Origin of the sequence: Cellulomonas oligotrophica (genome assembly GCF_013409875.1) — a bacterium.
GTDB lineage: Bacteria > Actinomycetota > Actinomycetes > Actinomycetales > Cellulomonadaceae > Cellulomonas > Cellulomonas oligotrophica.
The window spans coordinates 2,642,154-2,654,738 of the sequence record NZ_JACCBK010000001.1; the positions used below are offsets into that span (position 1 = coordinate 2,642,154).

A 12,585-nucleotide genomic window follows, 5' to 3' on the forward strand; every position below is an offset into this window, starting at 1 on the left:
ACCCCCGGTCGACGACCCGACGGAGCCCTCACCGTGACCCACCACGGACCTCAGCTGATCACCTACGCCGACCGTCTCGCCGGCGACCTGCGCGGCCTGCGGGCCCTGCTCGACGGCCCCCTCGCCGGTGCGTTCGACGGCGTGCACGTGCTGCCGTTCTACCCGCCGTTCGACGGTGCCGACGCCGGCTTCGACCCGCAGGACCACACGCAGGTCGACCCCCGCCTCGGCACCTGGGACGACGTGCGCGCGCTCGCCGCGGGCCGCACGGTCATGGCCGACGTCATCGTCAACCACGTCTCGGCGGACTCCGAGCGGTTCCTCGACGTGCGCGAGCGCGGCGACGCGTCCCCGCACGCGCCGATGTTCCTCACGCTCGACGCGGTGTTCCCCGACGGCGTGACCGAGGAGGACCTCGCGCGCATCTACCGTCCGCGGCCGGGCCTGCCGTTCACCGTCATGACCCTGGGCGGGCGGCGCCGGCTGGTGTGGACCACGTTCACGCCCGACCAGGTCGACATCGACCTGCGGACCACCCAGGCGTGGGACTACCTCACCGACGTGGTCGAGGCCCTGACGTCCGGCGGTGTGCGCATGCTGCGCCTGGACGCCGTGGGGTACACCGGCAAGGAGGCGGGCACCGACTGCTTCATGACGCCCGCGACCGACGCGTACACCGCGCGCATCGTCGAGCTCGCGCACGCCCGCGGCGCGCAGGTGCTCGTCGAGGTGCACGGGCACCACACCCAGCAGATCGACATCGCCCGGTCCGTCGACCTCGTCTACGACTTCGCGCTGCCGCCCCTGGTGCTGCACGCGCTGACCGCCGCCGACCTCGACCCCCTCGCCGGCTGGTTCGCGATCCGTCCCACCAACGCCGTGACCGTCCTCGACACGCACGACGGCATCGGGATCGTCGACGTCGGCCCGTCCGACCTGCGCCCCGGCGAGCCCGGGCTCCTGGCCCCGGAGAAGATCGACGCGCTCGTCGAGGCGATCCACGACGCGTCCGGCGGCACGTCGCGGCAGGCGACCGGCGCCGCCGCGTCGAACCTCGACCTCTACCAGGTCAACTGCACCTTCTACGACGCGCTCGGCCGCGACGACCGCCGCTACCTGCTGGCGCGGCTCGTGCAGCTCCTCGTGCCCGGGGTCCCGCAGGTCTACTACGTCGGCCTGCTGGCCGGCGGCAACGACACGGACCTGCTCGCCGCCACCGGCGTGGGTCGCGACGTCAACCGCCACCGGTACACCCCGGACGAGGTCGACGCCGCCCTGGCCCGACCCGTCGTGCGCGCCCAGCTCGCCGCGCTGCGCCTGCGTGCCGCGCACCCGGCCTTCGCCGGCGAGCACGCGTGGCACGTCGACGGCACCCGCGCGACCCTGCGCTGGACGGCTGGCGGCGAGCACGTGACCCTCGACCTCGACGTGGCCGACGCGACCTTCGCGCTGCGGGCCACCGGTCCCGACGGCGAGCGCACGGTCCTGCGCCACACCGACCTCCCGTAGACCCCGGCAGGACTACGGTGGCGACGTGACCCCGACCCCGCCGCCCGGACCCCAGACCCCACCGGCGCCGGCGGCGCGCCGGCCCTCGCTCGCCGGGCCCGTCTGGCTGACCGTCGCCGGGGCGGTCCTGCTGGTCGGCGCGGTCGTCGCCGGCGTCGCCACGACCGTGCTGCTGGTCGGCACCGCGTCGTCCGGGGTGCTGCGCCTCGACGGGCAGGCCGGGGACGTCGTGGTCGCCGAGATCGACGCGCCCGGCGCCGGGACCGTCGAGCTCGAGGCCGGCGAGCGGTACGCCGTGCACCTCGTCGTCCCCGCGGACGCCGACGACGCGACCCTCGACGAGGACGTCCTCCTGCAGACCCCGTCCGGGGAGGTCGTGGCCGCCGACGGCTCGCCCGGCGTCGACATGAGCTCGACCGTGGGGCAGTGGTCGGCCGACACCGTCGGTGCGTTCACCGCCCCCGAGACCGGCACCTACACCGTCGCCGTGCCGCCCGCGAGCGTCGCCGACGCGCACGTCCTCATCGCCCCCGACCGGGACTTCGCACCGTTCCTGCGGAACATCTTCGGGACCGTCCTCGGCATGTTCGTGGCGATCGGCCTGGGGATCGTCGGCGTGCCCGTGCTCGCCGGCGGGATCGTCTGGTGGGCGCTGCGCGCCCGCAGCCGTCGCACCGCCTGACCCGGTCGGCGGGGCCCTGACGGCCTGCTCAACGGGTGGTACCGACCTCGATGCGCTCGCCCTGCTCGGTGACCACGACGACGTCGAGGCCCGCGGGCACCTGGCCCTCGAGCGCGTCGAGCAGCGTGGACACGGGCGGGTCCGGGTCGGGCGTGCGCACCTGCACGTGCAGCTCGTCGGAGACGAGGTCGACGCCCACGACCTCCGCTCCGGGCACCTGCTGCACCCACGCGTCGGCCGCCGTCTGCACGCGGGCCGTGAGCACGTGCAGCAAACCCCATCGACCGGAACGTCGTGCGCCGCGACCCCGTGGCGACGCCGAGCGCGGTCCCCATGATCGGCGTCGACAGCGGCGCGATGATCATGGCGCCGATGACGGTCGCCGTGGAGTCGCCCAGCACGCCGGCCGTCGCGACGACCGACGCGAGCGTGAGCATCGTCCAGAACGCCGACCGCTTGTCGTGCGCGTCGGGCGCGCCCAGGTCGAGCTCGCCGGCCAGCTCGGTGACGGTGCGCCGCTGCGTGGCGGGCAGCACGGTCCGCAGCAGCCAGGGCTGCGGGGCTGCGGGTGCGTCGGTCATGCCGGGCGTCCTCCCACGAGGTCACGCACGCGCTCGACGCGTGCGTCGTACCGGTCGAACCGCTCACGGGCCCGGGCCAGCCGGCGCCCGTCGTAGCGTCGTCGCGCCCACGGCGAGGTCGGCCGGGCCAGGCGCAGCGCCCCGACGGTCGCCACGACGGGCACGACCAGCCCGACCATCGCCGTCGGCAGCTTGCCCTTCACCGCGCAGACCAGCGCGAACCCCACGTGCGTCACCACGAGCGCGGTCAGCTCCCACCCCGACGACGCGTCGTCGCGGCTCACGCCGATCGGGGACGTGCCCAGCAGGAGCGCCCCGCCGAGGACGAGCGTCAGCAGCACCGCGTCCACGGACCGCTGCCCCTCGGCCGCCCAGTACACGTCGTCGACGTGCAGCAGCAGCGCGAACTCGTCGAGCACCAGCGCCGCGCCGACGCCGAACAGCAGCGCCAGCACCTCCGTCCACGGCGTGCCCGGCGCGTACCGGAACTGCAGCATGCCCGTGACGAGCAGCAGCACCATGCCCCACACCTGGTGGTGCACGTGCACCCCGCCGATGCTCACGTCCCGCAGCAGCTGCCGCCGCGGCGCCCCCGGCGGGACGGGCCGCTCACGCGCCGCCCGGATGCGCCGCGTCACCCTCCGGGTGAGCGCGAACGCGACCGCGAACCCGACCAGCAGCCACAGCGCGGGTGCGCGCCCCGTCCCCGCGACGTGCTCGGCGTACCACCCGCCCACGACGACCCCCCGGTCAGCGCCGCGGCGCACCGCTGCGCCCGCTGCCCCGACCCTAGGACCGCGCACCACCGACCGCCAGGACCGGCCCGGTCGGTCGTCCCGCCGCGTGGGCCGGCGACGCGCCTCTGGTCGGTGCCCCCGCGAGTCGGCTCGACCGGCTTGTCGATTCCGGCCAGGCTCGACCGTCAGGGTGACGACGGGTCGCACGGGGCGCCCCGGGCAGGAGGAGCGACATGACGCAGTACGCGATCTACTTCCAGCAGCAGTGGGTCGGCGACCACCCCGTCGAGTGGTTCCTGAGCCGCGTCGAGCCCAGCAACGCGGTCGTCCGCGAGATGGAGGAGGCCGGGGTCCTGGTCTTCGCCGGCGGCCTCGACGAGAACATGGCCGACGCGTTCACCGCCGACGCGACCAGCGGCACCGTGACGATCACCGACGGCCCCTACACCGAGACGACCGAGTACCTGGGCGGCATCACCGTCATCGACGTCCCCGACCTGGAGACGGCCAAGATGTGGGCGGGCCGCGTCGCCGAGGGGTGCGGCTGGCCCCAGGAGGTCCGGGTCGTCCGGTAGCCCGACGCGCCCCGACGTCCCGGGGTCGGCTGCCCGTCAGTGTCGACCTCGCCGGTCGACGCGCGTCGGCGCCCGCCTGGCGGGGCTCAGCGCACCGTCGGCGGGGCGTCGCGCCCGCGGGCCAGGTGGTCCGCCCGCGCCAGCGCCGTCGGGATCCGGTACGGCCCGGCCATCGCCGCCACGAGACGTGCGGCCTCGTCGACGTCGAAACCGCCCGCCGTCGTCACGTACAGCGGTCGCGTCGCGCCGCCGCGGCGGACCTCGGCCGCGTGCGTCGCGGCGCGGAACGGGGTCTTGGCGACGCCGACGACGGGGATCCCCAGCGCGTGCGCGGCCCGCGCACCGAGCCCCGGCCGCCCGTCGGCGTCGAGCGTGGCGTAGCCGTCGACGACGAGGAGGTCGAGCGGCGGGCCCAGCGCCACGACCGCCTCGATGCAGGGCAGCTCGCGCCGGTACAGCGCCCCCGGCTCGTACGGTGCGACGCGGTCGATGCGGGTGACGTGCTCGGACGCAACCGTCGCGAGCGCCGGGTCGGTGCAGACGACCAGCGCCGCCGTCGCCCCGTCCGCATCGTCGTAGTGGACGTCGACCGCACCGACGATCACCGGACCGTCCACGTCGTCACCACGTCCTGCACGGCAGGGAGCGAGGTTGTCACTGGCCGATCGCGGGCGGTCACCGTGCGCATCCTTCCAGCCCGCTGCACCGACCAGCGTCAGGAGGCGCCCGCTGTGCATGCCGGAGGTCGAACCGCTTTAACCTTCCGGGCGCTCCCTGCTGTGTCGTTCATTTTCGGACGATAGTTGCGTAGCCTCGATCCATGGACGAGCGGGAGATCGGGGAGCGCGTGCGAGAGCTGCGGCTGAGCCGTGATCTCGACCAGCGCGACCTCGCCGAGGCGGCCGGCGTCAGCGTCACGGCGGTGAGAAGGCTCGAAGGCGGGCAGGGGTCCACGTTGCGCACCGCCCTCGCGGTGCTCGCTGCGCTGGAGGCACCCCTCCGCGTCCCGGAGGTCCCGACGCGCACCGCGCGCAGACGCGCGAGCAGCGCCACGACCGCGGCGGCGGTGCTGCCACGGCGGGAGGAGCGGGTGTCCCTCGAGCTTCACCGCGCCGTGGCGCGCAAGATGCGCCGTGACCCGGCCGAGGTGCGGGCGAAGGCCCTCGCGAACCTGCCGAAGGTGCGCGAGAACGTCCGCGGTACGCAGGCTGCAGGCTGGGTCGACGAGTGGGAGCGTGCGCTGCGGACCTCGACCCGGGCGGTGCTGGAGCTGGCGCTCGCCCAGGACGAGCACGGGATCGACCTGCGTCAGGTCAGCCCGTTCGCCGGCGTCCTGACCCAGGACGAACGCATGACGGCGATCGCCCGGGCCCGCCGGTGAACCGCACCCAGCTGGAGCACGCGATCCGCGCCTCGACGACGATCCTCGCGCAGGACCGGGTGATCGTCGTCGGGTCGCAGTCGATCCTGGGCACGTGGGAGGCGCACGAGCTGCCCGACGAGGCGACCGCCTCGGTCGAGGTCGACGTGTGCCCGATGCACGACGACGACGCGGAGAGCCTGGCGGACGTCCTCGACGGCGCGATCGGTGAGCTCTCGGACTTCCACCAGACCCACGGCTTCTACATCCAGGGAGTGGGGCGGACGACGAGCAGGCTGGCCCCCGGGTGGGTCGACCGCCTGGTCCCGGTGACCGGACCGGGCACGCAAGGCGCCACCGGCCTGTGCCTCGACCCGGACGACCTCTGCGCCGCGAAGATCCTCGCGCACCGGGAGAAGGACCAGGAGTTCGTCCGTGCGCTGATCGTGCACCAGATGGTCGACCCGAACGTGGTGCTGGAGAGAGTGGAGCTCACGGATGTGCCCGAGGAGGTGCGGGACGTCGCCGTCAGGTGGCTGGTCCCGCACTGCGCGCACTGGGACGCCCTGGGCCTTGCCACCGTTCCGCGCGGCGCTCGATAGCGCCTCCTGCCGGTCGTCGGCGGCGCGGCGGCGGTCGCCCGGGGGAGGCCGCCGCCGCGACGCGGGCGCGGCCTGTCAGGCCGTGAGGGCCGGGGTCGGGGCCAGGGCGGCGACGTGGTCGAGGATCTTGTCCAGCACCACGGCGCGGTCGAACTGCAGGGCGTACTCCCGGGCCCGGTCCGCGGCCGCCGCGCGGTCCTCCTCCGACATCGCCAGGACGTCGTCGAGGGCCGCGGCGATCGCGTCCGGGTCGGACACGGGCACGATCGTCGCGGTGTCGCCCACGGCCTCGCCGATGCCGCCGGTGTCGGTCGTGATGACGGGGCCGCCGCCGGACAGCATCTTCTCGACCAGCGCGATGCCGAACGTCTCGACGAACTCCGGGCGCGGCTTGGACGGCAGCACGAACGCCGTGCAGCCGGCCATCAGGTGGCCCTTCTCGTCGTCGGGGACGTCGTGCAGGAACGTGATGAGGTCGCCGTGGCCGCTGGCCTGCGCGAGCGCGGCCAGCTCGTCGGCCTGCGGGCCGTTGCCCGCCACGACCAGGCGCTGCCCGGCCGCCGGCGCGCCCGAGCGCACGAAGCCCTCGATGAGGTCGTCCACGCCCTTGGCGTGCGCGAGACGCGACAGGAACAGCACGTAACCGCCGCGGGTCAGGCCGCGGGCCGCCAGGGCCGCGTCCGTGGCGTCCTCGTCGCGGGCCAGGTAGTCGCCCACGTCGATCGCCGGGTACGAGATCTCGACGCGCTCGCGGAACTGGTCGGCGAACCGGGTGCCGTGCTTGGCGTCGATCGCCTCGGACTCGCTGATGATCAGGTCGCGGGTGTACCGGGACACGGCCAGGCACACGTCGTGCGAGAGGTAGTGCGCGAGGACGTGCGCGGCGGCACCGAACCGGTCCTCCTCGACGCACGCGCGCACGACGTTGGTGACGTCGGAGCCGACGGCCTCGGCGACGGTGATGACGTCGACGGGCAGGCCGGTGCGGCGGGCGACCTGGACGGCGTCGGCGACGGCCGTGGCGTGCGGGGACAGGTACAGGGACAGGGCGACGGTGGGGACGCCGTCGGTGAACAGCTCGACGAGGCGCCCGGTGAGGCCGGCGAGCCAGCGGCCGTCGGGGACCTTGTAGTCGCCGACGGGGGCGGGGCGCTCGACGACGATGCCGTCGCTGTACGGCAGGACGCCGTCGAGGGGCTTGAGGGGGAGCCCGGCCTGCTGGAGGCGGTCGACGGGCCAGGTCACGATGCGGACCTCGTCGAAGCCCCGGTGCAGGGCGGCCTCGGCGAGGTTGCGGGCCTCGCCGGAGTGGCCGCAGATCACGGGGTCGGCGCGCACCACGATGACGAGGCGGCGGTCGGGGCGGGCGGCGGTGGTGGTCACGGCCTCGTCCTCTCGGTCGGTGTGCTGGCGACGGGCCGCACGGTCGGGGGGTCAACGCCGGCGGTTCCCGGGCGGTTCCGGGTGCGTCGGTCGTGGGGGAGGGGTGGCCGGTCGGTGACCGGCGGGGTCGTGCGGATCAGGTGTGGCGCCCCGCGCCGTGCGGCGTGGGCGCGCTCGGTGGTCGGTGCGTGGTGCCCCAGCGGGACGGCTCCGGCCCGAGGGCGATGAGCAGACGGCCGCCGGAGTGCAGCTCGGCGCCGGTGAGGTACGGCCGGTCCAGGGGCTCGCCGTCGAGGTGGACCTGCTGCACGTACTGCGCGGGACCGCCCGGCTCGGGCTCGACGAACCCGGTGGTCTCGATCGCCAGCGGGCGGTCGCCGACGTCGATGCGTGCCTCGCGCCACGCCGGTGCGTTGACGAGGTACGTGTTCTGCCCCGCGACGGGGAACAGACCCAGGGTGGCCCACACGTACCAGGACGACAACCCGCCGGAGTCGTCGTTGCCGGGAAGCCCGCCGCGGCCCGTGGAGAACTGCTGCTGGACGACGTCGTGGACGACCTGCGCGGTCCGGTCGGGCCGCCCGGCGTACATGTACGCCCAGGGGGCCTCCATGTCGGGCTCGTTGTTCAGACCCTCGAACCGGTCGAGGGCGTACCCGGCGGTCAGCTCGTCGAGCCCGGGCGCCAGGCCCGGCTGCACGACGGGGTCGGCGCCGAACCCGAAGAACCGGTCGAGCATGTCGACGAACGGCCCGTCGCCGCCGGTGAGGGCGATGCGCGCGGCCATGTCGTGCATCAGCCGGAACGAGTAGTTCCACTTGCCGCCCTCGTAGAACGTCGAGTCCGCGAGCAGCCCGTCCGACGCGTACGCGTTGACCCAGCGCGCCGCCAGCGGCCCGAACTGGTCGACCAGCGTGCGGTCGCCCACCCGCCCCGCGACGACGGCTGTGCACCAGTACCCGAACGCGATGTCGAGGGTGTGGCTGATCGGGTGCGCCTTGCCGCGCAGCAGGAAGTCCTCGCCGTACGTGCGCCGCAGGTCGTTGTGCATGTGCACCAGCGCCCAGTCCCAGTCGACGCCCGGCAGCCCGAGGGCGCACAGGTCCGCCAGGAAGGTGTGCGCCAGCGCCGAGCCCTGCCGGGAGAACCGGTCCGCGCCGCGCGCCATGCGGTACCCGATGGGGAAGTTGCCCTCCTCCTCGGCGATCTGCAGCAGCGCGTTCGCGAGCTCCACCGACCGCTCCGGCACCAGCGCCGTCATCAGCGGCAGGTGCGTGCGGTAGATGTCCCACATCGTCGACAGGTCGAACGCGAACGGCCCCGGCGTGGGCCAGAACGGCGACTCGTCCATCGCCAGGCACGGCTTGATCAGCGAGTGGTACAGCGCCGTCGCCATGACCGTGCGCTTCTCCGACGACGGGGTGTCGACGACGACCTTGTCGAGGTGCTGGCGCCACACCGTCTCGGTGCGCTGGCGGCGGGAGTCGAACGTGTCCGGCCCCGGCCCGCACTCCGCGACGAGCGTCTCGTGCGCCTGGTCCACGCCCCGCAGCGAGAACCCGAACCGCAGCTCGACGGTCTGCCCCGCCTCCGTCGGCCCCGCCCACATCAGCCCGAACGGCCGCAGCGTCGTCGGCCGGATCCGGTCGAAGTCCAGGCGCGTGCCGCCCGGCATGAGCCGACGGTCGTACCAGAGCATCTGCCGCCAGTGCGGGGCGTCGCACTCCACGTGCACCGCCAGCGGCGCACCCTCGACGACGATCTCGCCCTCCGCGACCCCCGGAGCCACCGACCCCAGGTGCGCGCGCAGCGGCACCGTGCGCCCGTACGGGATGTCGAGCCCGCCGAGCGAGAAGTCGATGACGAGGCGCGCGTCCTGGTGCGCGGGGAACGTGTACCGGTGCACCGCCGACTTCGGGCCGACCGTGATCTCCGCGCGGATGCCCGAGCCCAGCGTCGCCGCGTAGTACCCGGGCGACGCCTCCTCCTCCAGCACGTCCCACGTCTGCCCCAGGTCGTCCAGCGGCCGCAGCATCGGCGTGACCCGGAAGTAGTTGTAGTACTTGCGGATCGCGCCCGTGCCCGACTGCTGGAAGTGCGTGAACCCGCTGGCCACCTGCCGGTCGTGCAGCACCGGCGGCAGGCCCTCCGTCGACAGGTCGTACCGCCCGTACCCCGTGGGGTACGCCCCCGAGTACGCGCACGCCGACACCATCCCGAACGGGTACGTGGCCCCCGGGTGCGTGTTGCCGACCTGCGGCTTGGGCCACCACCACGTCGCGGCGAGGCCCGAGGGCGCGGGCAGGCTCGTCGCCTCCGTGCCGATGAACGGGTCGACCTGGTCGAACATCGTCGGCCCTCCTCACCTCGTCGTCGTGCAGGGCATCCGTCGTCCAGACCTGTCGTGCGGGGCACAGCGTCGCGCGGCTCGACCGCCCGTGTCCATGCCCGGGTCGCGCGACCGTACGAGCCGGGTGTGTCCGGCAGGTTGCGCGCACGTGACCACGCGGCCCCGCGGGGCGGTCCCCGGGGCGCCCGGCGGACGTCCGGACGTGCCCCGCAGGACGTTCGTCGGGTGGTGCCCCGCCCCCGCGGGGGCCACGATGCGTGCGTGCGACGAGGCGGTGCGGCCCCGGCGCACCCGCGGCGGCGCACCGACCGAGCCCGTGAGCACGAGGAGCACGCCGTGACCGACCCGCAGCCCGCCGCGCCCGCGACCAGCCGCACGCACCGCCTCGACGCGCTGCCTGTCACCCGCCGGCACCTGCGCCTGCTCACGGGCTCCGGCGTCGGCTGGCTCTTCGACGCCATGGACGTCGGCCTCATCTCCTACGTCATCGCCCAGCTCGTCGTCGTGTGGCGCGTCCCCGCCGCCGAGCTGTCGTGGGTCGCGTCCGCCGGGTTCCTCGGCATGGCCGTCGGCGCCACCCTCGGCGGGCTGCTCGCCGACCGCGTGGGCCGCCGGCAGGTCTTCGCGCTGACCCTGCTGGTCTACGGGCTCGCGACGGGTGCGTCCGCGCTCGCGGGGTCGGTCGCGGTGCTGCTGGTGCTGCGGTTCGTCGTCGGGCTGGGCCTGGGCGCCGAGCTGCCCGTGGCGTCGACGCTGGTCAGCGAGTTCGCGCCGCCGCGCATCCGTGGGCGCGCCGTCGTCGTCCTCGAGTCGTTCTGGGCCGTGGGCTGGATCCTCGCCGCGCTCGTCGGGTACCTCGTCGTGCCGCTGGGCGACGACGGGTGGCGGTGGGCGCTCGCGCTCGGCGCGGCGCCGGCGCTGTACGCCGTGGTCGTGCGGCGCGGGCTGCCGGAGTCCGTGCGGTTCCTCGAGCAGCGCGGCCGGCACGACGAGGCCGAGCAGGTGGTGGCCGCGTTCGAGGGCTCGCGGGCCGTCGGGCACGACGGGCGCACGGGCGCCCAGGTGCGCGACGCGGCCGCCGGGGACGCGCGCGTGGACGCAGCGCCGCCCGTCGACGCGCCCGCCGACGTCCCTGCCGACGCGCCGACGACCGCCCGGGCCCGGCTCGCGGCGCTGTGGGCACCGGGGGCGCGGCGCAGCACCGCCGCGCTCTGGCTCGTCTGGTTCACCGTGAACTTCTCGTACTACGGCGCGTTCATCTGGCTGCCGTCGCTCCTGCACGCCGACGGGCACACGCTCGTCCGGTCGTTCGAGTTCACCCTGATCATCACCCTGGGCCAGCTGCCCGGGTACGCCGCGGCAGCCTTCCTCGTCGAGACGTGGGGACGACGGCGCACGCTGGCCGCGTTCCTCGTGGGCTCCGCCGTCGCCGCCGGGCTGTTCGCCGTCGCGTCCGGCGACGGGCAGATCATCGGCGCCGGCCTGCTGCTGTCGTTCTTCAACCTCGGCGCTTGGGGCGCGCTCTACGCCGTGACGCCCGAGCTCTACCCGACGGCCGTGCGCACCACGGGCGCGGGCTGGGCGGCCGGGGTGGGGCGGATCGCGTCCATCGTCGCGCCGCTGGCCGTGCCGCCGTTGCGGGACCTCGGCGGCACCGGGCTGCTGTTCGGGGTGTTCGCGGCCGTGTTCGTCATCGCCGCCGCCGGTGCGCTCGCGCTGCCCGAGCGCGCGGGGTCCCGGCTCGACTGACCGCCGGTGCCGCGCGCGGCGGCCGGCCCCCAGCCGTCGCCGCGTGCGCGGTGCTGCGCCGGGCTCACGCCCCGCACCCGCGTGAACGCCGCGCTCAGCGCGAACGGCGTCCCGTAGCCCACGGCCCGGGCCACCGACGCGAGCGTCGCGTCGGGCTCGAGCAGCAGGTCCGCCGCGAGGTCCAGGCGCCAGCCCGTCAGGTACGTCATCGGCGGCTCGCCCACCAGGGCCGTGAAGCGCCGCGCGAACGCCGCCCGGGACAGGCCGACCTCGCGGGCCAGGGACTGCACGGTCCACGGACGCTGCGGGGCGTGGTGCAGCGCCCGCAGCGCACGACCCACCGCCGGGTCGGCGTCGGCGCGGTACCAGCCCGGCGCCCCGGGGCGCGCCATCCAGCTGCGCAGGCACTGCAGCAGCACCAGGTCCAGCAGGCGGTCCAGCACCGACTCCTGCCCGGGCAGGTCACGCACCACCTCGCGGGCGAACAGGTCGACGAGCGCACCGTCGACCTCGTCGCGGCGCAGCACCAGCCGCTCGGGCAGCGCCCGCAGCACGCGCCGCCCCACGGCCCCGTGCACCGGGTACGTGCCCGTGACCAGCACGGTCGGGCCGTCGGGGTCGTTGCCCCACGCGCGCACGCCCAGCACCTGCATCGGCGAGGGCCCGTCGCCCACGGGGCGGCACGCGTCCGGCTCCGGGCCGACCACGACCTGCGGCGGCGTCGACGGGCCGTCCGCGACGACGTAGTGCCCCGGCCCGCGCAGCAGCACCACGTCACCGGCACCCAGGTGCACGCCCGGGTCGTCCGGCCGGTCCGCCGCCCCCACCCACGCGGTGCCGCGCACCACGGGCAGCACCGTCAGCGGCGACCCGTCCTCCACCCGCATCGCCCACGGCGCGCGCAGGTGGCTGCGCAGCAGGAACGCGTCCCGCGCGCGCGGCCCGTCCAGCAGCCCGGAGACGACGTCCACCCGGCCACCCTAGCCGCGACCCCGGTCGGCGACGAGACGATCGCGTATGGCAGGGATCGCCACGGCCATGGATCGTCTCGCCGGAC

General features: G+C 75.0%; 11 protein-coding genes and 2 pseudogenes. 6 read left to right on the top strand and 7 right to left on the bottom strand.

Annotated features, from left to right (window positions below; all coding sequences use genetic code 11):
• The first annotated feature begins 33 nt into the window (after positions 1-33).
• Positions 34-1,509 (top strand): sucrose phosphorylase, encoded by a 1,476-nt coding sequence (gtfA, locus tag BKA21_RS12020; protein ID WP_140459345.1) that lies wholly within the window; start codon positions 34-36, stop codon positions 1,507-1,509.
• A 25-nt stretch (positions 1,510-1,534) separates the two neighbouring features.
• Entirely contained in the window at positions 1,535-2,191 is a 657-nt protein-coding gene (locus BKA21_RS12025) for a hypothetical protein (protein WP_140459346.1), read from the top strand.
• Positions 2,192-2,219: 28 nt separating this feature from the next.
• Here the strand turns inward: BKA21_RS12025 and BKA21_RS19090 are convergent, their stop codons facing one another.
• The 3 genes and pseudogenes from BKA21_RS19090 to BKA21_RS12035 form a co-directional block, all read right to left on the bottom strand.
• Positions 2,220-2,456, bottom strand: coding sequence for a hypothetical protein (locus BKA21_RS19090; RefSeq protein WP_203793447.1), 237 nt, complete (start codon positions 2,454-2,456; stop codon positions 2,220-2,222).
• A gap of 22 nt (positions 2,457-2,478) precedes the next feature.
• Positions 2,479-2,772: pseudogene (locus tag BKA21_RS20395) on the bottom strand (TIGR00271 membrane domain-containing protein); the annotation flags it as partial.
• Entirely contained in the window at positions 2,769-3,509 is a 741-nt protein-coding gene (locus BKA21_RS12035; RefSeq protein ID WP_140459347.1) for a hypothetical protein, read from the bottom strand. The pseudogene BKA21_RS20395 and the gene BKA21_RS12035, both read right to left, overlap by 4 nt.
• A 233-nt stretch (positions 3,510-3,742) precedes the next feature.
• Here BKA21_RS12035 and BKA21_RS12040 point away from each other — a divergent pair, with 233 nt between their 5' ends.
• On the top strand, positions 3,743-4,084 hold the full coding sequence (locus BKA21_RS12040; protein WP_140459348.1) for a YciI family protein: 342 nt from the start codon (positions 3,743-3,745) through the stop codon (positions 4,082-4,084).
• Positions 4,085-4,170: 86 nt separating this feature from the next.
• Here the strand turns inward: BKA21_RS12040 and BKA21_RS12045 are convergent, their stop codons facing one another.
• Positions 4,171-4,701 (bottom strand): endonuclease V, encoded by a 531-nt coding sequence (locus BKA21_RS12045; protein ID WP_239072833.1) that lies wholly within the window; start codon positions 4,699-4,701, stop codon positions 4,171-4,173.
• 203 nt (positions 4,702-4,904) lie between these two features.
• Between BKA21_RS12045 and BKA21_RS19095 the strand changes: the two genes are divergently transcribed.
• Both BKA21_RS19095 and BKA21_RS12055 read left to right on the top strand, forming a co-directional pair.
• Positions 4,905-5,465, top strand: coding sequence for a helix-turn-helix domain-containing protein (locus BKA21_RS19095; protein WP_140459350.1), 561 nt, complete (start codon positions 4,905-4,907; stop codon positions 5,463-5,465).
• Complete coding sequence (locus BKA21_RS12055; protein WP_179625364.1) at positions 5,462-6,046, top strand: DUF6036 family nucleotidyltransferase; 585 nt, start codon at positions 5,462-5,464, stop codon at positions 6,044-6,046. Before BKA21_RS19095 ends, BKA21_RS12055 begins: the two co-directional genes overlap by 4 nt.
• Before the next feature lie 75 nt (positions 6,047-6,121).
• On the opposite strand, the gene BKA21_RS19975 is transcribed toward BKA21_RS12055, so the two are convergent.
• Positions 6,122-7,429, bottom strand: coding sequence for a glycosyltransferase (locus BKA21_RS19975; protein ID WP_140459351.1), 1,308 nt, complete (start codon positions 7,427-7,429; stop codon positions 6,122-6,124).
• A 136-nt stretch (positions 7,430-7,565) separates the two neighbouring features.
• Positions 7,566-9,779, bottom strand: coding sequence for a glycoside hydrolase domain-containing protein (locus tag BKA21_RS12065; protein ID WP_140459352.1), 2,214 nt, complete (start codon positions 9,777-9,779; stop codon positions 7,566-7,568).
• 336 nt (positions 9,780-10,115) lie between these two features.
• Between BKA21_RS12065 and BKA21_RS19590 the strand changes: the two genes are divergently transcribed.
• A complete protein-coding gene (locus BKA21_RS19590; RefSeq protein WP_140459353.1) occupies positions 10,116-11,528 on the top strand; it encodes an MFS transporter in 1,413 nt (470 codons plus the stop codon).
• Between the two features lie 53 nt (positions 11,529-11,581).
• On the opposite strand, the pseudogene BKA21_RS12075 reads toward BKA21_RS19590, so the two are convergent.
• Positions 11,582-12,499 (bottom strand): annotated as a pseudogene (locus tag BKA21_RS12075) (AraC family transcriptional regulator); the annotation flags it as partial.
• Between the last annotated feature and the right edge of the window lie 86 nt (positions 12,500-12,585).

Coding starts and splice junctions, on each gene's coding strand:
- BKA21_RS12040 (WP_140459348.1), top strand. CDS start 3,743: ATGACGCAGTACGCGATCTACTTCCAGCAGCAGTGGGTCGGCGACCAC.
- BKA21_RS19095 (WP_140459350.1), top strand. CDS start 4,905: ATGGACGAGCGGGAGATCGGGGAGCGCGTGCGAGAGCTGCGGCTGAGC.
- BKA21_RS12065 (WP_140459352.1), bottom strand. CDS start 9,779: ATGTTCGACCAGGTCGACCCGTTCATCGGCACGGAGGCGACGAGCCTG.